Source organism: Magnetovibrio sp. (assembly GCF_036568125.1).
Taxonomy (GTDB): Bacteria; Pseudomonadota; Alphaproteobacteria; order Rhodospirillales; family Magnetovibrionaceae; genus Magnetovibrio.
In genome coordinates, this window is the sequence record NZ_DATCTF010000016.1 from 48154 (window position 1) to 68036 (window position 19883).

Below are 19883 nucleotides of genomic sequence, written 5' to 3' on the forward strand. Positions count from 1 at the left end.
TTATAATTGCGCTACAACTGGTCGTGAAGGACGGTTATCGTGATCACCTTCAACAGCATCGGACAATTGATGGGCGGCGTCGGCCTATTCTTGCTTGGCATGTTGCTGATGACCGACGGGCTCAAGGTCGCGGCGGGGCGCACCCTTAAGGACATTTTGGAACGCTGGACCGACACGCCCTTGCGCGGGCTGTTTTCCGGTGCCGCGTTAACTGCGTTGGTACAATCGTCCAGCGCCGTGACGGTGGCCGCCATCGGTTTCGTCAACGCCGGGATGCTGTCGCTGGAACGCTCAGTATGGGTGGTGTTCGGTTCCAACATCGGCACCACCATGACCGGTTGGTTGGTGGCGTTGATCGGCTTCAAGCTCAATATCTCTCTGTTCGCCCTGCCTGCTATTGGGTTTGGCATGTTTCTAAAATTGACTGGTGGCGATACCCGACGTGGTGCTGTGGGTATGGCGGTTGCAGGTTTCGGGCTATTCTTCGTTGGCGTTTCTATCCTCAAGGATGCCTTTTCCGATGTCGCCAACATCATCGATCTCAGCGGCCTAGCGGCTACCGGGATGATGGACTATGTCCTGTTCGTCGGCATCGGCTTCATGATGACGCTCCTCACCCAATCGTCGAGCGCCGCGATCTCTATCGCACTGGCCGCCGCTGCCGGATCGTTGATTGCCCTTGAACCTGCTGCCGCGATAGTCATCGGCGCCAATATCGGCACAACCTCAACCGCCATGATTGCGGTGATCGGCGCAACCCCCAACGCCAAGCGCGTCGCCGCCAGCCACGTCGTGTTCAACGTCATGACCGGTGCCGTGGCCATATTCTTGTTGCCACTGATGCTGGGCGCCGTAGAACTCATCCGCTCGTCGCTGCATTTGCAACCCGACGTAGCGACCTCTTTGGCGCTGTTTCACACCATCTTCAACGTGCTGGGCGTGATCTTGATCTTTCCCGTGGCCGAACGTCTGACGGCGTGGCTCAAACTGCGCTTCGTCAGTTTGGAAGAAGATCTGGGCCGTCCGAGGTTCCTCGACAAGACCGCTTTGGTGGTGCCTGCGTTGGCGGTGGAAAGCATGTTGATGGAGCTGCAACGCCTACAAGAAATTTCTCTATCCATCGTCATCACTGCGTTGGACCCGGTGCCGGCGCGTCACCAAGACCTACGCCAACGTCTGGGCGTAGTGGAGACCCTGTCGCGCACCATCGGCGAATACGCCCGCAAGATGTACCAAGCCGAACTGCCACCGAGCATTTCGGACGCCTTGATGCACCCCTACCGCGCCCTGCAACACTTCGAGGAAATCGCACGCATCGGCGCGGAATTGCCGTTGCGACGCGCGGAGCGCCCGGCGTTGGACGACGAAACAGAACATCTATTGGACGTCTATCTTCGTGCCGTGACCCAAGAGCTCAAACAAATGACCTCGTCCGACCCCACGCCCGCCGACTGGGACCCGAAACGCGCCCGTATCCATATCAAAGAAGCCTATGCGGTGTTGAAACAGGCGCTGTTGAAGCTCGGCTCGCATGGGCACCTGCCGTTCCAGCAATTGGAAAGTACGGTGCAATACATCGACCACATCCACGCCTGCGGGGTGCGCGCCATCAAGGCCGAACGGCGCTTGCGACTGATCCGCGACGCCGCCGCCGGGGTCAAGAGCCAAGACCAGCCCGACCAAGTCGAACGTACCGACGACAGTTGACCCCAGCTGATCGGCACTCGCCTGCTGCATTGCAACAATTTGCGCTTGCCCCACCCCGTGGCGCGCATTAACGTGGCCGCCTTCTCTCGCAGCACCACCGAACAGCAGCGCGAACAACGCCGAATGGCAGGGCGACGCTGGGTTTGCCAAACCGACAACACGACCGACACATTGGGGCAAAAGACATCATGACACAGTGCCGACACGACTGGACCGTCGACGAGGTTCAGGCGCTTTACGACTTGCCGTTCATGGAACTGCTGTATCGCGCGCACAGCCAACACCGCGAAAACTTCGATCCCAATCAAATCCAATTTAGCTCGTTGATGTCGATCAAAACCGGCGGTTGCCCGGAAGACTGCGGCTATTGCCCGCAAAGCGCCCACCACGGTGCCGACCTGGAGAAAGAACGCCTGGTCGAGGTCGAGCGCGTCATCGCCGAAGCCCAGGCCGCCAAGGACCGGGGCGCGACGCGCTTTTGCATGGGCGCTGCGTGGAAGAACCCCAACGACCGCGACTTCCCCGTGGTGTTGGAGATGATCCGTGGCGTTAAAAGCCTCGGCATGGAATGCTGCGTGACGCTCGGCTCGCTCGACGAACAGCAGACCCGCGCGCTCAAGGATGCGGGGCTGGATTACTACAACCACAACCTCGACACCTCGCCGGAGCACTACGAAAACATCATCACCACGCGCAAATTCCAAGACCGCCTAGACACCCTGGAAAAAGTCCGCGACGCGGGCATCAGCGTGTGTTGCGGCGGCATCTTAGGGCTCGGCGAGGGCGAAAAGGACCGCGCCACGCTGTTGATGGAACTTGCCAACATGCCGTCGCACCCCGACAGCGTGCCGATCAACCTGCTGGTGCGCGTCAAGGGCACGCCGCTGGAACACGCCGAACAGATTGATCCGTTCATTTTCGTGCGCACCATCGCGGTGGCCCGCATCATGATGCCGCATTCCTATGTACGTCTGTCGGCGGGACGCGAAAGCATGGACGACGCCACCCAGGCGCTGTGCTTCTTCGCCGGGGCCAATTCGGTGTTCTTCGGCGAAAAGCTGCTGACCACGCCCAATGCCCAGGCCGACCGCGACATGGAACTGTTGCGCCGCTTGGATTTGCATCCTCAGGAGTCTCAGATTGAACAACCCGTTTCAGGACCAGTTGAACACGCTCTCTCGGCTTGAGAAGCGGCGTGAACTGATCCCGGCCAGCGGGATCGACTTCAGCTCCAACGACTATCTGGGCTTGGCGGGTCACAACGCCATTCGCCACAGCCTGATCGAAGCGCTGCAAGGCGGGCTTGCGCTCGGCTCCGGCGGCTCGCGGCTGTTGCGCGGCAATCACCCGGAACACGAACGCTTGGAAACCTTCGCCGCCGATTTCTTCGGTGCGCAATCGGCGCTGTTCATGGCGACGGGCTATCTCGCCAACGTCGCGTTGTTCACCACCTTGGCCCGGCGCGGTGACGTCATCGTCATGGACGAGTTGGTGCATGCCAGCGCCAAGGAAGGCATCCATGCATCCCCGGCCCGACGCGCCAAGTTCACCCACAACGACGCCCAAGCGTGCGAAGATGCGATCAAACGCGCACGCGACACCGGCGCCGCCAACGTATGGATCGCGGTGGAAAGCGTTTATTCCATGGATGGCGACATCGCGCCGTTGACCGACCTGATCGACATCGCCGACCGCTATGACGCCTATCTGATCGTCGACGAAGCCCACGCCACCGGGGTGCACGGCCCCGACGGCAAAGGCTTCAGCGCTGCATTTGAAGGCCGCGATAACGTGGTCGCGTTGCACACCTGCGGCAAGGCCTTGGGCCAAGTTGGCGCGTTGGTGACGTTACCGACCGTGATGAAGGACATCCTCATCAACACCGCGCGCAGCTTCATCTACACCACCGCGCCGACGCCGTTGGCGGCCATCGCGGTGCAGCGCGCCTTGGAAGTGGTGCGCGACGAACCGGAGCGACGAGCCCGCCTGCACGACCTTATCGCCCATGCCCACGCGGCGTTTGGCGTTGGACAAACGCAAATTCTGCCATTGTTGGTCGGCGGCGATGGCGAAGCGCTGGCGCTGGCCAAGCGTCTACAAGCTCAAGGTTTCGACATCCGCGCCATCCGCACCCCCACCGTGCCCGACGGCACGGCGCGGCTGCGCTTATCGGTGACGCTTAACGTCGACAGCCACGACATCGACGCCCTGGCGGCCGCTTATGGGGCGGCGTCATGAGCAGACTGATCGTCACCGGAACCGACACCGGCATCGGCAAGACCGTGCTCAGCGCCATGCTGACCCTGGCGTTGGCCGCAAGTTATTTCAAGCCGGTGCAATCGGGCACCGTGGACGAAACCGACCGCGATGCCGTCAAGCGCATGACCGGCCTCGGCGACGACCGGGTGCTACCCAATGCCGTAACCTTGCGCGAACCGCTGTCACCGCACCGTTCCGCCGAACTGGATGGGGTCGAGATCGACGTGGAAAGCCTCGCCCCGCCGCCCTCAGGTCCATTGATCGTCGAGGGTGCGGGCGGGTTGATGGTGCCGCTCAACCGCAAAACCTTGTTCATAGATCTGTTCGCACGATGGCAGTTGCCGGTGGTGCTGGCGGCGCGCACCGGGTTGGGGACCATCAACCACACGCTTTTGTCGCTCGAAGCCCTGCGCGCGCGCGACATCCCCGTCTTGGGCGTAGCGTTCATCGGCGACGACAACGCGGACAACATCCGCACCATCGCTGAAATGGGTGAGGTCAAGGTGCTTGGCCGCATGCCACTGTTGGAACGCATCGACGCCGAGACCCTGAACCAAGTGTTCGCGGAACATTTTGGAGGGACGATATGACCTCGCCCATCTGGCATCCGTTCACCCAGCACGCCCTGCAACCCGACATGACCAGGGTCGAACGGGCCGAGGGCGCGTATTTGTTCACCAATGACGGTCGGCGCATCGTTGACGCCATATCGTCGTGGTGGGTCGTCACCCACGGCCATTGCCACCCCGCCCTTGTCGATGCGGCGCGCGAACAGGGCGGCAAGCTGGATCAAGTGATCTTCGCCGGGCACACCCACGAACCCGCCGAACGGCTGGGCGAAGCTTTGATCAAGCTCGCGCCCGATGGTCTCGATAAGGTGTTTTATTCCGACAGCGGTTCCACCGCCGTGGAAGTGGCATTGAAGATGGCGCTTGGCTATTGGCATCACATGGGCGAAACCCGGCGCCAACGCATCGTGGTGATGGAAAACGGCTATCACGGCGACACCATCGGCACCATGTCGGTGGGCGAACGGGGCGTGTTCAACAAACCCTATGCGCCGCTGTTGTTCGACGTCGATGTTATCCCCTTCCCCCACCCCGGCAAAGAGTCCGAAACCACCCACACGTTCGAACGTTTGCTCGCCGAGCATCCGGGTGAAATCGCCGCACTGATCGTCGAGCCGTTGGTGCTGGGCGCGGGCGGCATGCTGATGTACAAAGCCGATGTCCTCAAAGACCTCAAGCGTATTTGCGAAGCCCACGACGTGGTGTTCATCGCCGACGAGGTGATGACCGGATGGGGCCGCACCGGCACCCTGTTCGCGTGCGAGCAAGCGGGAATCGCACCCGACATCCTATGCACATCGAAGGGCCTCACCGGCGGCTTCCTGCCGCTGGCCGCGACGCTCTGTCAGCAACGCTTTTTCGACGCCCATTACAGTCCAGACCGATCACGGATGTTTTTTCATTCCAGTTCCTACACCGCCAACCCGATCGCCTGCGCGGTGGCGTTCGCCAACACAGAACTGTGGCGCACAGAACCGGTGCAAGCGCGCGTCGATGCATTGACGGTCGAACAAGCCCGGCAGATCAAGAAATTCGACGGACATCCGCGCTTCGAAAACCTGCGCCAATGCGGCACCATCGCCGCGCTCGACGTCAAGGTCGCGGATCAGGGCTATCTGTCCAACATCGCGCCGCGCCTATATCAATATTTTCAAGACCACGGCTTGCTGCTGCGCCCGCTCGGCAACACCGTTTACGTTCTGCCGCCTTATTCAATCACCTCTGAAGACTTGGATGACCTCTACCATGTCCTTTCAAACGCACCCGACGTACTTGGACTTTGAAGCCGCCAACGCGGACTTTTCACACCGCCTGGACGCATGCCTGGACCTCATCACCGCCGATGCTCCGTTGCACGCGCGGTTCCTCAACACCTTGTCGATGATGGAACACATGGGCGCGCGGCGCATCATGATCACGCAAAGCCATACGGACCTGGCGCAAGACACCCTCAAGCACATGGCCGAAGAGGCGCGTCACGCGTTTTTCTTCAAACGCCAAGCCGACAAGTTCGCCGGCCGGTCCATGGATTACACATCTGCCGACACCATCGCACCGGCGTTTGCGCGGATGTATTTCAAACGCTTGGAGAGCTTCATTGCCCAAGACTTGAAAGACGTCGAGAACCCCGGCTTGGTGACATACTTGTACATGTCGATGATCATCGAGTTTCGCGCCGTATGGTCGTTCGGCGTGTATCAAACACGCCTAGATACCAACGCCGTCAAGCTGTCGCTGAAAAGCTTGCTGGCCGAAGAGCAAGGCCATTTGGACGAGATGGAAGCCACCCTCGCCCAAACCGGTATCGGGACCTCCGAACGCATTAACCGCTACCTTGCCAAGGAACGCGAATTGTTCGTAAAGCTGCTGAGCGCGTTGGAAGGCGCCGTGCTTACGTCATCTTCAAGCGGTCACGCAGCCGCTTAAGCTCGCGTTCGAAATAGCTGTTGTCGTCGAACGCCCGGGCAATCACCAGACCACCCTGGATTCCCGCCAACACGTCCTCGGCGGCGGATTGCGCCTGGGTACGGCTAAGACCCGAACGGCGCAGCGCCTCGACCAACGCCTCGGCCCAACGGCGGAAGTATCCGTTGACCGCTTCGGCGAAACTGTCGCGGGTGTCGCTCAACGCAAATACCCCCACCAGACACACCCGACCGCCGCATTGAAAGTATTCGGCGCACGCGTCGAGCATGTGATCTATAGCCTTGGCCGCAGGTGTCTCGGGATCGTCCAACAGCGTGAACACATTCAGTTCAAACCAGGCATCGATATCTGCCAGGACCGCCGCCGCCATTTCATCCTTACCGCCGGGAAAGGCATGGTAGAGACTGCCCTTACCCAACCCCGTGGCCTTGGTGATATGCGCCAAACTTGCGCCTTCGAAGCCGTGTTCGCGAAAAACCTCGGCCAAGCCTTGGATCACCCGTTCGGGGCTGTGTATGCGCGCGGGCATCAGGGCTGCAACGGATAAGGTGTTTTCGGCGCGATGCGATGCACCACCGCCGCCACCGCAACCAAGGCCACCGCACCGGTCAAAGTCGGAAACAGCAAGAAATCGAACCCAACCCCGGCAGCCATCACCACCAACGGGTCCGCGCCCGCAGGTGGGTGGGTGATGCGCAACGCCGCCATCGCCGCGATCGCCAACCCGACCGCCAGCGCCATGCTCCACCATGTGACCGGAAGCATCGCCAGCACGATCAATCCGATCAGCGTCGACACGACATGACCGCCGACGACGTTGACGGGTTGCGACAGTGGACTGGCGGGAACGCTGAACAGCAACACGCAGGTCGCGCCGAACGGCGCCATCAACCACAGCACCCCGGAGGCGTCGCTCAACAGAGCAACGATGGCGATCCCCACCCCCCCACCAAATCCGGCTTTGAGCACCGTCGCAATGGTGATGGGCGGCAGATGTCTATGCAGATAGGCTTTCATGTGTTCCACCTTTAGATATTTGTACCATTCAGTACAATGATGACTGTAACAGGGCGCGTCAATAGATTTCATCCGGTGTACGCGGATGATTGCGCCATCCACTTGATATGTTTATGATTCTGAAGGACGAAAGATGGGGGACAAATAATGAAATCACCGTGGAAATGGCTGTGTGAAAACACCACCAAGCCTGTATTCGCTGCTGTGATTTTTCTCATCGGCGTCGTCGTGTGGGGCGGCTTCAACACGGCCATGGAAGCCACCAACACCTTGGAGTTCTGTGTGTCGTGTCATGAAATGAAGGACAACGTCTACGCCGAATACGTCCAGACCACCCACTATTCCAACCGCAGCGGCGTGCGCGCCATCTGTTCCGATTGCCACGTCCCTAAGGAATGGGGTCATAAAGTCATTCGCAAGATCAGAGCCACCAACGAGCTTTTTCATTGGATGATAGGTTCCATCGACAGCAAGGAAAAGTTCGAAGCCAAGCGTTTGGAGCTGGCGCAAACCGTGTGGAAGGAAATGAAGGCCAACGGTTCGCACGAATGCAAGAACTGCCACTCGTTCGACGCCATGCACTGGCAAAAGCAGAACCTGCGCGCCATGGTGACGATGCAAACCGCACAACTACAAGACATCACCTGCATCGAATGCCACAAAGGCATCGCCCACAAGCTGCCCGATTTTTACGCCCACTACGCCACCTGGACCGAACAGTTCAACACCCAGGTTGCCGCCGATCCGTTGAGCACCGACACGGTGACGACCACTGCGTTCAAGCGCTTGTATTCCGCGCCCGATGCGCAATCGGCCAAGATGCTCGACGTCATGCCGCTGACCGATTTCAAGGTGATTGGCCGCGATGGCGAATGGCTGCATCTCAGCCTCACCGCGTGGGATCTCAACGCCAGCGCGGAAATTTTCAAAAAGGAAGGCCGCGAATTGGAAATCGGTCTGCTGTCGGACACCGCGCTGCAAGCCGCACAGTACGACGCCACCTATACCGATTCTGAGACCGGCGAGGTGTGGCGCAAGCTCACCGTCGAAGGCTGGACCACCCGCGAGCATTTGTCGTCGGACCGCAAACGGGTCACCGGCTTTGTCGAAAAACTATGGCGCACCGAATGCAACACCTGCCACAACTTGCCTCAGCCAGAGCGCTACGCGGCACACGACTGGTTGAAGCCGATCACCGCCATGCGCGAAAAATCGAAGCTGCCCAATTTGCAGATGACCATGATCTTGAAATATTTGCAGTACGGCGCGAAGGATATGATCGAAGCGAATTAACCGTTTTCGTTCAGCAACGCTTCGATCAGCGCCTTGCCTTCATCGGAATGCCAATTGGTCATGCCCAACACGCCGCCGCGCATGCGCCCGTCACGGTCGATCAAGAACGTCGTCGGCAAAGTTTCCAGATCGAAAGCTCTGAGAAACAGCGAGCGCGGATCGTAGTACGTTTTCAGTGCATCAAGGTTGCGCGCCCGCAAGAACTCCGCCGCGTCTTCACGCCCCTGTTTACCGCTGGCCACAGGGACGACCGCAAAGTCACGCCCGGCGAAGTCCTTTTGCAGGGCGTTGAGGTCGGGCATTTCGCGAATGCACGGCGGGCACCAAGTCGCCCACAGGTTCAACAGCACCACCTTGCCCCGATAGGCTTCCAAGGTGGTCTCGGCCCCGGCCTCGTCCTTCATCACCACCGACGGCACCATCGGCGGATCGACCAAAAGGCTGAATCCGGCCAATCCGTCGGCGGCAGAGCGAACGCTCTGTTGCGGTGCCTGCGCCTCGCCGGAAGTAGAGGGGGCCTTTTGATACAAAAAACCACCACCGATCGCGATCGAAAGAACAGCGGCGACAACAATCAAAGGCGTGCGGTATGACATTCAGGCTAATCCTTGCGTGATTTCGCCCATCCTATCATCGACCCGCCTTACATCACCACGCCGATTTGCCACGGGCAGAATTCCAACCCGCCGATGCCGTGCGCTTCGCTACGTGGCTTGTAGCCGGACGCCGTCTTCAAGATCACGTCGAAGATGTGCAATCCGGCTTGTTCGGTGCTCATTTCACCATCCGCGATCAGGCCGCAGTTGATATCCATATCGTCGGACATGCGCTCGAACATCGGGGTGTTGGTGGCCAGCTTGATGCTCGGCACCGGCTTGCCGCCATAGACCGAACCACGCCCGGTGGTGAAGCACGTCACGTTGGCCCCACCCGCGACCATGCCGGTGATCGACGCGGGATCGTAGCCGGGGCTGTCCATGAACACGAAGCCTTTGGCTGTTACCGGTTCGGCATAGCGGTAGACGTCGACCAGCGCCGTAGTGCCGCCCTTGGCCGCCGCACCCAACGATTTTTCCAAGATGGTGGTCAGACCGCCCTTTTTGTTGCCCGGTGTCGGGTTGTTGTCCATCACGGCATTGTTGGCAGAGGTATGTTGCTTCCACCAGTCGATGCGCGCGATCAGTTTGTCGCCGACTTCGCGGCTGACGGCGCGGCGCGTCAACAGATGTTCGGCGCCATAAATTTCTGGCGTTTCAGCCAAAATCGCGGTGCCGCCGTGACGCACCAGGGTGTCGACCGCATACCCCAACGCCGGGTTGGCGGTGATGCCCGAATAGGCGTCCGATCCGCCGCATTCCAACGCCACGATCAACTCAGAAGCGGGACACGTCTGGCGCTGCCAGCCGTTGGCGGCCTTGACCATCTCGCGCACGTGTTCGATCCCTGCGGCCACTGTGGCGGTGGTACCACCGTTGTCTTGGATGACCAAGGTGCGCAGCTTATCGCCTTTGTCCAAGCCGTAACGTTTCAACATGTCGTCGATCTGCGCGACCTCGCAGCCCAGGCCGACGATCAGCACGCCCGCAAAATTCGGATGGCGGGCATGACCGACCAAGGTGCGTTCCAGATTGTTGTGGGTGTCGCCGTCCAACGGGATGCAACAACCGGTCTGGTGCGGCAACGCCACCACGCCGTCGACGTTGGGATAGTCGATCATCACGTCGGCGCTGAACGCCTGGGCGATCATTTGCGCGACCGAGTTGGAACAGTTCACGCTGGCCAACACGCCGACGTAGTTGCGGGTGCCGACGCGGCCGTCTTCGCGTACGTAACCTTGAAAGGTCGCACGCTCGGCTTCGGGGACATAGGCGGTTTGTTCCGCACCCTCGCCGAAAGCGTAATCGCGGGCAAATTCGCCGAATTCCAGGTTGTGGCTGTGCACGTGATCACCGGGGGCTATATCGGCGGTGGCGAAGCCGATGATCTGGTCGTACTTGCGCACCGCATCGCCTTTGGCGATCGCGGCGGTAGCGACCTTGTGCCCGCGCGGGATGTCGGCGGTGACAGCAATGCCCTCCCCGTCGACAGAAACCCCGGCAGACAGATCGGCCGAGGCCACCACGACGTTGTCGGCTGCGTTTAAACGAATGACGTTCGACATGATTTCAGTCCTCAGCTTTGTAAAGGAGACGGGCCGCCGGTGGCCCAATCGAGAAGTTCAACCGAATGCACCACGGGCGTGCCCGCATATTCGCCGATCTGGATCAAGCAACCGATGTTGCCGGTGGCGATGACGTCGGCGTTGAGCACATCGAGGCTCGACGCCTTGCGCCCACCCAGTTCCGCCGCCATTTCGGGTTGCATGATGTTGTAGGTGCCCGCCGACCCACAGCACAAGTGCGCGTTCTTCGGCGTCGAGACCGTGAACCCGGCGGCTTTCAGCAGGTCTGCCGGTCCGTCGAGGTTTTTTTGCCCATGCTGCAACGAACACGGCGCATGGTATGCGACGCGGGGCTTGTCGAAATCTTCAACACCGTTCAAGCCCAATTCGGCGATCACTTCGCTGACGTCGCGCGCAATGGCGGATATCTTCGCCGCCCGATCCGCCCACACCGGGTCGTCCTTGAGCATGAAGCCGTAATCCTTGACCGTCGAGCCGCAGCCCGACGCGGTGATGGCGATCAGGTCTGGCTTGGCCTTTTCCCATGCTGCGATGTTGGCGCGGGCCTGGGCCAACGCGGCGTCTTCCTTGCCCATGTGATGGGTCAATGCACCGCAACAGCCGACGTTTGCGGCTTCGAACACTTCACAGCCCAAACGCGATAGCAGGCGCGCCGCGGCGCGGTTGATGCGCGGCGCCAATACTTGTTGAGCGCAGCCCGGCAACAATGCCACGCGCTTACGCACCTTGCCGTGTGCCGATAAGGGCAACACCGGATCGGCCTTGGGCAATTTGCCAGGGGCCATCGCGATCATGCCTTTGAGACGCCCCGGCAACAATGCGCGAAATGGCTTGGCTAAGCGCGCGCCGATCAGCGACAGACGAAACAGGCCCGGACGCGGCAGCACCACCGACAGCATCAAGCGCAACGCGCTATCGGCCAGCGGACGTTTGTACGTGTTTTCGATATGCACGCGGGCATGGTCGACCAAATGCATGTAGTCGACACCCGACGGACACGTGGTCATGCACGACAGGCAGCTCAAACACCGATCGACGTGCTTGACCGTGTTGGCATCGGCGGGCTTATCCGATTGCAACATTTCTCGGATCTGATAAATGCGCCCGCGCGGACTGTCCAGCTCGTCGCCCAGCACCACATAGGTCGGGCACGTGGCGGTGCAAAAGCCGCAATGCACGCAGGTGCGCAAGATGTCGTTGGCGATCTTGATCGGCGCTTCGTGAAGCTGTTCGGGCGTGAAATGCGTTTCCATGGTCTCTATCTCACATCCGTCCGGGGTTGAGAATGTTGTGCGGATCGAACCCGGCGCGCACCCGCTTCATCAGTTGCGCAACGCCGTCCGCTTGCGGCTGGAACACCGGCACACGCGCACGCACGTCTTCGCTTGCGCGCATCAAAGTGGCGTGCCCTCCGTTGATCAAGGCACCACGCACCTGATCGGCATTGGCCGTGTCGGTGGCGTCGATCGCCAACCAGAGCAAACCGCCCGCCCAATCGAAAAAGTGCTCGCCTGGCAGCTGCGCCACGATGGCCGGGCCATCCGTGGGAGCGACAGACAAACGCCAAAGCTGGCGGTCGTCGGCAAAGAACGACACATCGCGGATTTCCGACCACAAGCTCGCGGTGTTGGCGGTGTGCAATTCTTCAATTGCCCCATAAGGCGACAGCAGTTCGCGTAGCGCCTTGCAGCGCACCTCGACCGAAGGCCCCGGGCCTTCGACGCGCACCGCCGTCACGGATGCACCCGCACCACTGACGTACGAAACGCCGGAGCGCGCGGCAACGCTTTGCGGCAAATGCGCCACGCCGGAAACCTCATAAGGACTGTTTTGCGCGGCGCGCATGGCCTGGCCCGGATCGGTCGCGCCGAACAGCAAAACGGTACGGGACTTTTCCGCTTTGGGCAGCACCTTGAATGACACGTCGGTCATCACCGCAAGCGTGCCCATCGAACCCGCCATCAACTTGGTGAGATCGAAGCCGGTGACATTCTTGACCACCCGGCCACCGGATTTGAACATTTCGCCACGCCCACTGACGGCATGAAAGCCGAGCATGTGATCGCGGGCCGAACCCACCAACGGACGACGCGGACCGGTCACGGCGGATGCGAACACACCGCCGACGGTGCCGCCATCCGAACCGTAAAGGCCTTTCGGCGACCACGGCTCGAACGCCAGCATCTGGTTGGCATCGTCCAAGGCGGCCTGAACCTCGGCGATGGGCGTGCCCGCACGCGCGGTCATCACCAATTCTTCGGGTTCATAGAGCGTGATGCCGCTCAGCCCCGACAGGTCCAGCACATTATCGGCGTTTTGCGCCCGGCCCAACCCGCGCTTGCTGCCGTGACCCCGGACCTCCAGCACCTTGACGTTGCCGGTCGCCGCCCAACGCAAAGCATCGAGAACGTGCTTATCGTTTTCAGGTTTGAAAATATCGCTCATCTGGGCCTCAGAACCTGGGGATATCGGGGAACGGAAGGTTGCCGTCCTTAACGTGCATTTTGCCCAACTCGGCGCAGCGGTGCAGGGTCGGATAGACCTTTCCGGGATTGAGCAAGCCGCCCGCGTCGAAGGCGCATTTCAGACGCAATTGCTGCTTCATGTCGTCTTCGGTGAACATCTCGCCCATCAGGTCGCGCTTTTCGACGCCGATGCCGTGCTCGCCCGACAGCACCCCGCCGACTTCGACGCACAACTTCAAAATGTCGTGGCCGAACGATTCGGCTTTGTCCAAATCGCCCGCGATGTTGGCATCGAACAAAATCAAGGGGTGCAGGTTACCGTCGCCGGCATGAAACACGTTGGCCACGCGCAAGCCGTACTTGGCCGACAGTTCGTTCATACGCGTCAGCACTTCCGGCAAACGATGGCGCGGGATGGTGCCGTCCATGGTCAGGTAATCGGGCGAGATGCGGCCAACGGACGGAAACGCCGACATGCGACCCTTCCAAAACTGCTGGCGCTCGGCCTCGTTGGCGCTGACGCGCAGGAACGACGAGCCGACGCTTTCGGCAATTTCGCGCACCCGCTCGGTGAGGTACACGACCTCGGCCTCGGGTCCGTCCAGTTCCACCACCAGCAACGATTCGACATCCAGCGGATAGCCGGAATCGACGAATTTCTGCATCGCCCCGATGGCCATCTTATCCATCATTTCCATCGCGCCCGGAATGATGCCCGCGCCGATGATCTTGGCGACGCATGCGCCACCTGCTTCGACGCTGGGAAAGCCGACCAACAAAGCCTTGGCGGTGTCGGGTTGTTTGAGGATGCGCACCGTCACCTCGGTGATGATGCCCAGCAGCCCTTCCGAGCCCGTCACCGCGCCCAAAAGATCCAGTCCGCCCGCGTCCATGTGCTTGCCGCCCAAACGGATCACTTCGCCGTCCATCAACACCATCTCGACCCCCAACACGTTGTTGGTGGTGAGGCCGTATTTCAGACAATGCATGCCGCCCGCATTCTCGGCGATGTTGCCGCCGATGGTGCAGGCGATTTTCGACGACGGGTCGGGGGCGTAATAAAAACCCGCGTCTTCCACCGCATCGGTGATGGCGCGGTTGGTGACGCCCGGCTGGACCACCACGCAGCGGTTTTCATAATCGATGTCGAGAATGGTCTTGAATTTGCCCAACCCCACCGTCACCGCATCGGCCAACGGCAACGCGCCGCCGGAAAGTCCGGTGCCCGCACCGCGTGGGACGATTTTGACGCCCAGTTCGTGGCAGGTTTTCAAAATCTGCGCGACCTGTTCGGTGGTTTCGGGCAGCACCACCACCATGGGCAATTGCTTGTAGGCCATCAAGCCGTCGCATTCGAAAGTGCGCAATTCGTTTTCGTCGACGATCACACCTTCGCCCGGCACGATGGCGCGCAGGCGCTGGATGATCTCGGCGCGTTTGGCGATGGTGCCGGCGTCGGGTATTGGCATTTTCATTGCGCGGCCTCCTTGCTCTCTTGCAGCGCTTTGCGTTGCTCGGACAAGCTCTGGGTCTCAGACCAAAAATTTTTGACCGCGTCGGTCAAGCGCTGACCGTGTTCGGGGTTGGCCATGAAGGCAATCGCCAACCACACGAACGTGGTCGCCACCACGGCGATCTTGAAGGTCTTGGCGACGCGCGGTTCAGCCATAAAGACTTTCAGGCGGGCGCGATTTTTGGCATAGGTTTCCATCACCCACACGATCATCACGAACGGCGTGCGCAGATAGTTCTTCAACCCTTCGGGCAAGCCCGTCATGCTTTGGTCTCCACCAAATGGTCCAGTGCGGCATTGACGCCGCCCGCCGTGTGCGGCACGCCCGACAATTTCAAGCCCATCTCGACCCCGCTTAAGGTGCCCGCCAGCATCAGATCGTTAAAATCGCCCAGGTGACCGATGCGAAACACTTGACCCTGCACCCGGCCTAAGCCGTTGCCCAACGACATATTGAAATTGTCCAACACCACGCGGCGAAAGGCGTCGGCGTCGTGACCGTCGGGCAAGCGCACGGCGGTCAGCGACGCGCTGTACTCATCGGCGTTTTGGCACTGTAGCTCCAGCCCCCATGCGCTCACCGCGCGGCGCACGGCTTCCGCGTGGCGGTTGTGGCGGGCGAACACGTTGGTTAAGCCTTCCTCCATCAACATGGTGATGGCTTCGCGCAATCCGTACAAAAGATTGGTGGCGGGGGTATATGGGAACAGGCCGTTTTCGTTGGCTTTGAGCATCGGCCCCCATGCCCAATAGGATTTGGGCAACGTTGAGAACTGCGCTGCGTAAAGCGCCTTGGCGCTGACCGCGTTGAAGCTTAGCCCCGGCGGCAGCATCAGGCCCTTTTGCGATCCCGCGACGGTGACGTCCACGCCCCATTCATCGTGGCGGTAATCGATCGAGCCCAACGACGAAATGGTGTCGACCATCAATAGCGCCGGATGCCCGGCGTCGTCCAAGGCCTTGCGCAACGCGGCGATGTTGGACGTGATGCCTGTGGAGGTGTCGTTGTGCACGGCGCACACCGCTTTGACGGCGTGGGCTTTGTCGTCGTCCAAGTGGGCGCGTAAATCGGCAGCGCTCGCGCCGCTGCGCCAATCGCCGGGAATAAAATCGACGCGCAGGCCCAGACGTTCGGCCAATTCCCGCCACAGCACGGAAAACTGCCCGGTTTCAAACATCACCACCCGGTCGCCCGGCGACAAGGTGTTGACCAAGGCCGCTTCCCAAGCCCCCGTGCCCGATGCGGGATAGATGATCACCGGCTGATCGGTGTCGAAAATCGGCTTCAGACCAGCCAGAACCTCATTGCCCAAACGCTCGAAATCCGGCCCCCGATGGTCGATGGTGGGCCGGTCCATGGCGCGCAAAATCCGGTCCGGCACGTTAGTCGGACCGGGTATTTGCAGAAAATGCCTGCCGCTGTGGTGTGACATGAAGGGGAGATCCTTGATTATCCGTCGGCGCGTTCGACCATGATATCATCACCCGGCGAAACAGTGGCGCAAATCCGCACATTTTCGTCCGCATGGCCCCAAATGTTCGCCGCCGAGGCCAAACGCAATTCGTCGCCTCGCGAAACCGGGGTCGGACCGTAGGGAATCGCGATGCAATTGCCCGCCAACCAAAAGCCCATTTCACCCGGCTGCAACACGTCGCGGGCATCGTCTTCCATATCGCACACGACGGGCGTGTCGAAGTAGACCTCGTCGCCCCAGGTCTGGGCGATGGCGGAAAACGGCGCGGCGTCGTACAGCGCGTCAGCGGTCGGCGTGTCGAGCAGGCGCACGGTCAACACGACCTCGCCCATGGTCAATTTCAAGGTCCGCATCGGCGTTTCCCCTTTTAGTCTTCGATCACGATAGCGCGAAAATCGTTGACGTTGGTCAGCGTCGGGCCGCTGATCACCAAATCGCCGAGCCCTTCGAAAAAGCTATACGCGTCATGTCCGGCCTGATAGGCCTTGGCGTTGAGACCTTGGGCTTCGGCGCGTTTCAGCGTATCGGGACCGATCACCGCCCCGGCGTTGTCTTCCGAACCGTCGATGCCGTCGGTATCGCACGCAATGGCATGAACCTTATCCAAGCCGTCAAGGCAGATCGCCAGCGCCAGCAAAAATTCGGAGTTTCGACCGCCGCGACCGCCTTTGTTGCGGATCGTCACGGTGGTCTCGCCACCGGACAGGATCACCGCCGGCGCTTTCAACGGCTGATTATAGCTGAGCACCTGTCGGGCGATGGCGGCGTGCACGGCGGCAACATCGCGCGATTCACCTTCGATCCGGTCGCTCAAGATCATCGGCGTGTAACCCGCGTTGCGCGCCACTTCGGCGGCAGCTTCCAGCGACATCTGCGGCGTGGCGATGAGGATGTTTTCGACGTTGTCGAACCGCGCATCGCCGGGCTTGGGCGTTTCGTCAGGTTTGGCCGTGAACAATGCTGCGACAGCGGGCGGCAGCTCAATATCGTATTTGTCGAACACCGCACGGGCGTCGTCGTAGGTGCTGGGATCGACGACCGTGGCGCCGGATGCGATCGACGACAGGTCGTCGCCCGGCACGTCGGAAATCACCAGCGACACCACCTGCGCCGGATGGCAGGCGATCGCCAAGCGTCCGCCCTTGATGGCCGACAGGTGCTTGCGCACACAATTCATCTCGGTGATCGTCGCGCCGGATCGCAACAACGCATTGGTGACTTGTTGCTTGTCGTCCAAGCTCAAGCCATCTGCGGGCAGCGACAGCAACGCCGACCCGCCGCCGGAAATCAGACACAGCACCAGATCGTCTTCGCTGAGCCCGGACACGGTTTCGAGGATACGTTTGGACGCATCCATACCCGCTTGATCGGGCACCGGATGGCTGGCCTCGACGACTTCGATGCGTTCGGTCGGCACGCCGTGACCGTATCGCGTCACCACCAGGCCTTCAAGTTCGCCGTCCCAATGCTGTTCCACCGCACGCGCCATGGCGGCGGCGGCTTTGCCCGCACCGACCACGATGGTGCGGCCCTTTGGTTTTGCAGGCAGATGTTGGGCGATGCATTTGTCGGGCAACGCCGCCGCGGTCGCGGCGTCAAACAGGGCGTGCAACAAATCTTTGGCGGCGTTTGAGCTCATGGCGCGGTCCCGACGATTGTTGGTCTCAGAGAAATGGGGTTCCCCTTCTCGTCAGAGGAGGAGGGGGAGAAGACAGCGAAGAGGAACCCCGTGGCCCTTAGGGAGGCCATAACACGTTCAAGCAGGCGTCGATCAAGCCACTTCGTGATCGGCCAGACGTTCCAACGCCTTGACCATCGCGGAGTGATCCCAACCAGCGCCACCGGCGGCCTTACACGCATTGAACAATTCTTGCGCGGTTGCCGTGTTGGGCAAGGATACACCAATTTCACGGGCCGATTGCAGGGCCAAGTTGAGATCTTTTTGGTGCAGCTCGATACGGAAACCCGGATCGAAGGTGCGTTTGATCATGCGTTCGCCGTGCACTTCGAGAATTTTCGAAGAAGCAAAGCCGCCCATCAGCGCTTCACGCACCTTGGCCGGATCGGCGCCCGCCTTGGAGGCGAACAACAACGCTTCGCTGACCGCTTCGATGTTCAACGCGACGATGATCTGGTTGGCGACCTTGCAGGTCTGGCCCGCGCCGTTGGCGGTGCCGACCAAGGTGATGTTCTGGCCCATCAGGTCGAACAGCGGCTTGGCGGTATCGAACGCCTCTTGCGGGCCGCCGACCATGATCGTCAACGTTGCGTTCTGCGCACCCACCTGACCGCCGGACACCGGCGCGTCGAGGTACTGACATCCCAAATCGTTGATCTTTGCCGCAAAGGTTTTGGTCGCGGTCGGTGAAATCGAGCTCATGTCGATGACCATCTTGCCCGCCGACAAACCAGCGGCGACGCCGTCTTCGCCAAACAGCACGGCTTCGACGTCGGGGGTGTCGGGAACCATGGTGATGATGATGTCGGACTTTTCAGCGACTTCCTTGATGGTGTCGCAAACCGTTGCGCCGCCGTCGAGGATGTCCGCCGGGGTCGGCTTGGAACGCTTTTGCACGAACAGCTCATTGCCGCCCGCTTGCAGGTGCGCCGCCATGGGATGGCCCATGATGCCCAGACCGATGAAACCGATTTTTGCCATGTCTTTATCTCCTAGAAATATGTGTGTCTGGGTTAGCCTTTGAGGTAGGCGTCCGCCCAGCCCAGCCCTTCGACCGTGGTGGTGGCGGGCTTGTATTCGCAGCCGATCCAACCCTGGTAGCCGATCTTGTCGAGGAAGCCGAACAGGAACGGATAGTTGATTTCACCCGTGCCCGGCTCGTTGCGACCGGGGTTGTCGGCCAACTGGATGTGGTCGATGCTGGCCAGATGCTTTTGCATGGTGGGGGCGAGATCGCCTTCCATGATCTGCATGTGGTAGATGTCGTACTGAACCGCAATGTTGTCGGAACCGGTCTCGGCGATGATGTCGAGCGCCTGTTGCGTACCGCACAGAAAAAAGCCCGGAATGTCGCGGGTGTTGATCGGTTCGATCAGCAAACGGATGCCCGCGGCCTTGAGCTTATCGGCGGCGAACTTGAGGTTCTCGACGAACGTCTTGCGCACCAGGTCCGCATCGGCGTCGGCCGGTGCGATGCCAGCCAAGCAGTTGACCTGCTTGCAGTCCAACGCGGTAGCGTATGCGATGGCTTTGTCGACCCCGGCCTTGAACTCTTCGACGCGGTCGGGATGACACGCGATGCCGCGCTCACCCGCGCCCCAGTCGCCTGCGGGCAGGTTGTGCAGCACTTGGGTAAGGCCGTTGTCTTTCAACCGCGCGCTCAGCTCTTCAGCGGTGAAGTCGTAAGGGAACAGGTATTCGACGCCCTTAAAGCCCGCCTTCGCCGCCGCTTCGAAACGGTCGAGGAAATCGACTTCGTTGAACATCATGGTCAGGTTTGCAGCAAGTTGTACCATGTC

General features: G+C 60.6%; 20 protein-coding genes. 7 read left to right on the forward strand and 13 right to left on the reverse strand.

Annotation, left to right across the window (positions count from 1 at the left end; genetic code table 11):
• Positions 1-39: 39 nt before the first annotated feature.
• The 6 genes from VIN96_RS14355 (at position 40) to VIN96_RS14380 (ending at position 6461) form a co-directional block, all read left to right on the forward strand.
• Entirely contained in the window at positions 40-1707 is a 1668-nt protein-coding gene (locus VIN96_RS14355) for a Na/Pi symporter (protein ID WP_331897054.1), read from the forward strand.
• Positions 1708-1895: 188 nt separating this feature from the next.
• Positions 1896-2894, forward strand: a complete 999-nt coding sequence (bioB, locus tag VIN96_RS14360; RefSeq protein ID WP_331897056.1) for a biotin synthase BioB — start codon at positions 1896-1898, stop codon at positions 2892-2894.
• Positions 2848-3945 (forward strand): 8-amino-7-oxononanoate synthase, encoded by a 1098-nt coding sequence (locus VIN96_RS14365; protein ID WP_331897058.1) that lies wholly within the window; start codon positions 2848-2850, stop codon positions 3943-3945. Before bioB ends, VIN96_RS14365 begins: the two co-directional genes overlap by 47 nt.
• The gene (gene bioD, locus VIN96_RS14370; protein ID WP_331897060.1) at positions 3942-4556 is read left to right on the forward strand and encodes a dethiobiotin synthase; all 615 of its coding nucleotides are present in this window, start codon (positions 3942-3944) and stop codon (positions 4554-4556) included. The genes VIN96_RS14365 and bioD overlap by 4 nt, the downstream gene beginning before the upstream one ends.
• A complete protein-coding gene (locus tag VIN96_RS14375; protein WP_331897062.1) occupies positions 4553-5818 on the forward strand; it encodes an adenosylmethionine--8-amino-7-oxononanoate transaminase in 1266 nt (421 codons plus the stop codon). The genes bioD and VIN96_RS14375 overlap by 4 nt, the downstream gene beginning before the upstream one ends.
• Entirely contained in the window at positions 5781-6461 is a 681-nt protein-coding gene (locus tag VIN96_RS14380) for a hypothetical protein (protein WP_331897064.1), read from the forward strand. Before VIN96_RS14375 ends, VIN96_RS14380 begins: the two co-directional genes overlap by 38 nt.
• On the opposite strand, the gene VIN96_RS14385 is transcribed toward VIN96_RS14380, so the two are convergent.
• On the reverse strand, positions 6427-6990 hold the full coding sequence (locus tag VIN96_RS14385; protein ID WP_331897066.1) for a TetR/AcrR family transcriptional regulator: 564 nt from the start codon (positions 6988-6990) through the stop codon (positions 6427-6429). The two genes, VIN96_RS14380 and VIN96_RS14385, sit on opposite strands and share 35 nt — an antisense overlap.
• The gene (locus tag VIN96_RS14390; protein ID WP_331897068.1) at positions 6990-7478 is read right to left on the reverse strand and encodes an HPP family protein; all 489 of its coding nucleotides are present in this window, start codon (positions 7476-7478) and stop codon (positions 6990-6992) included. The genes VIN96_RS14385 and VIN96_RS14390 overlap by 1 nt, the downstream gene beginning before the upstream one ends.
• A gap of 147 nt (positions 7479-7625) precedes the next feature.
• Here VIN96_RS14390 and VIN96_RS14395 point away from each other — a divergent pair, with 147 nt between their 5' ends.
• Positions 7626-8771, forward strand: coding sequence for a NapC/NirT family cytochrome c (locus tag VIN96_RS14395; protein ID WP_331897070.1), 1146 nt, complete (start codon positions 7626-7628; stop codon positions 8769-8771).
• Here the strand turns inward: VIN96_RS14395 and VIN96_RS14400 are convergent.
• From VIN96_RS14400 to hyi, 11 genes are all read right to left on the reverse strand, one after another.
• Positions 8768-9367 (reverse strand): TlpA disulfide reductase family protein, encoded by a 600-nt coding sequence (locus VIN96_RS14400; protein ID WP_331897072.1) that lies wholly within the window; start codon positions 9365-9367, stop codon positions 8768-8770. The genes VIN96_RS14395 and VIN96_RS14400 overlap by 4 nt on opposite strands.
• A gap of 47 nt (positions 9368-9414) precedes the next feature.
• Positions 9415-10932 carry an altronate dehydratase family protein gene (locus VIN96_RS14405; RefSeq protein ID WP_331897074.1) on the reverse strand — a complete coding sequence of 506 codons (1518 nt, stop codon included), beginning with the start codon at positions 10930-10932 and terminating at the stop codon, positions 9415-9417.
• 11 nt (positions 10933-10943) lie between these two features.
• Complete coding sequence (gene glcF, locus VIN96_RS14410; protein WP_331897076.1) at positions 10944-12206, reverse strand: glycolate oxidase subunit GlcF; 1263 nt, start codon at positions 12204-12206, stop codon at positions 10944-10946.
• Between the two features lie 10 nt (positions 12207-12216).
• The gene (glcE, locus tag VIN96_RS14415; protein ID WP_331897078.1) at positions 12217-13398 is read right to left on the reverse strand and encodes a glycolate oxidase subunit GlcE; all 1182 of its coding nucleotides are present in this window, start codon (positions 13396-13398) and stop codon (positions 12217-12219) included.
• A 7-nt stretch (positions 13399-13405) separates the two neighbouring features.
• Positions 13406-14893, reverse strand: a complete 1488-nt coding sequence (locus tag VIN96_RS14420) for an FAD-linked oxidase C-terminal domain-containing protein (protein WP_331897079.1) — start codon at positions 14891-14893, stop codon at positions 13406-13408.
• Complete coding sequence (locus VIN96_RS14425; protein ID WP_331897080.1) at positions 14890-15195, reverse strand: hypothetical protein; 306 nt, start codon at positions 15193-15195, stop codon at positions 14890-14892. The genes VIN96_RS14420 and VIN96_RS14425 overlap by 4 nt, the downstream gene beginning before the upstream one ends.
• Complete coding sequence (locus VIN96_RS14430; RefSeq protein WP_331897081.1) at positions 15192-16364, reverse strand: pyridoxal-phosphate-dependent aminotransferase family protein; 1173 nt, start codon at positions 16362-16364, stop codon at positions 15192-15194. The genes VIN96_RS14425 and VIN96_RS14430 overlap by 4 nt, the downstream gene beginning before the upstream one ends.
• A 17-nt stretch (positions 16365-16381) precedes the next feature.
• On the reverse strand, positions 16382-16759 hold the full coding sequence (locus tag VIN96_RS14435) for a cyclophilin-like fold protein (protein WP_331897082.1): 378 nt from the start codon (positions 16757-16759) through the stop codon (positions 16382-16384).
• Between the two features lie 14 nt (positions 16760-16773).
• Positions 16774-18045 carry a glycerate kinase gene (locus VIN96_RS14440; protein ID WP_331897083.1) on the reverse strand — a complete coding sequence of 424 codons (1272 nt, stop codon included), beginning with the start codon at positions 18043-18045 and terminating at the stop codon, positions 16774-16776.
• Positions 18046-18177: 132 nt separating this feature from the next.
• Positions 18178-19065: a 2-hydroxy-3-oxopropionate reductase gene (locus VIN96_RS14445; RefSeq protein ID WP_331897084.1), complete on the reverse strand. Its 888-nt coding sequence runs from the start codon at positions 19063-19065 to the stop codon at positions 18178-18180.
• A gap of 32 nt (positions 19066-19097) precedes the next feature.
• Positions 19098-19880 carry a hydroxypyruvate isomerase gene (hyi, locus tag VIN96_RS14450; protein ID WP_331897086.1) on the reverse strand — a complete coding sequence of 261 codons (783 nt, stop codon included), beginning with the start codon at positions 19878-19880 and terminating at the stop codon, positions 19098-19100.
• Positions 19881-19883 lie beyond the last annotated feature (3 nt).

Bases quoted from the DNA above. Each gene is read 5' to 3' on its own strand.
- bioB (WP_331897056.1), top strand. From the start codon at position 1,896: ATGACACAGTGCCGACACGACTGGACCGTCGACGAGGTTCAGGCGCTT.
- bioD (WP_331897060.1), top strand. From the start codon at position 3,942: ATGAGCAGACTGATCGTCACCGGAACCGACACCGGCATCGGCAAGACC.
- VIN96_RS14375 (WP_331897062.1), top strand. From the start codon at position 4,553: ATGACCTCGCCCATCTGGCATCCGTTCACCCAGCACGCCCTGCAACCC.
- VIN96_RS14380 (WP_331897064.1), top strand. From the start codon at position 5,781: ATGTCCTTTCAAACGCACCCGACGTACTTGGACTTTGAAGCCGCCAAC.
- VIN96_RS14385 (WP_331897066.1), bottom strand. From the start codon at position 6,990: ATGCCCGCGCGCATACACAGCCCCGAACGGGTGATCCAAGGCTTGGCC.
- VIN96_RS14390 (WP_331897068.1), bottom strand. From the start codon at position 7,478: ATGAAAGCCTATCTGCATAGACATCTGCCGCCCATCACCATTGCGACG.
- VIN96_RS14395 (WP_331897070.1), top strand. From the start codon at position 7,626: ATGAAATCACCGTGGAAATGGCTGTGTGAAAACACCACCAAGCCTGTA.
- VIN96_RS14400 (WP_331897072.1), bottom strand. From the start codon at position 9,367: ATGTCATACCGCACGCCTTTGATTGTTGTCGCCGCTGTTCTTTCGATC.
- VIN96_RS14405 (WP_331897074.1), bottom strand. From the start codon at position 10,932: ATGTCGAACGTCATTCGTTTAAACGCAGCCGACAACGTCGTGGTGGCC.
- glcF (WP_331897076.1), bottom strand. From the start codon at position 12,206: ATGGAAACGCATTTCACGCCCGAACAGCTTCACGAAGCGCCGATCAAG.
- glcE (WP_331897078.1), bottom strand. From the start codon at position 13,398: ATGAGCGATATTTTCAAACCTGAAAACGATAAGCACGTTCTCGATGCT.
- VIN96_RS14420 (WP_331897079.1), bottom strand. From the start codon at position 14,893: ATGAAAATGCCAATACCCGACGCCGGCACCATCGCCAAACGCGCCGAG.
- VIN96_RS14425 (WP_331897080.1), bottom strand. From the start codon at position 15,195: ATGACGGGCTTGCCCGAAGGGTTGAAGAACTATCTGCGCACGCCGTTC.
- VIN96_RS14430 (WP_331897081.1), bottom strand. From the start codon at position 16,364: ATGTCACACCACAGCGGCAGGCATTTTCTGCAAATACCCGGTCCGACT.
- VIN96_RS14435 (WP_331897082.1), bottom strand. From the start codon at position 16,759: ATGCGGACCTTGAAATTGACCATGGGCGAGGTCGTGTTGACCGTGCGC.
- VIN96_RS14440 (WP_331897083.1), bottom strand. From the start codon at position 18,045: ATGAGCTCAAACGCCGCCAAAGATTTGTTGCACGCCCTGTTTGACGCC.
- VIN96_RS14445 (WP_331897084.1), bottom strand. From the start codon at position 19,065: ATGGCAAAAATCGGTTTCATCGGTCTGGGCATCATGGGCCATCCCATG.
- hyi (WP_331897086.1), bottom strand. From the start codon at position 19,880: ATGGTACAACTTGCTGCAAACCTGACCATGATGTTCAACGAAGTCGAT.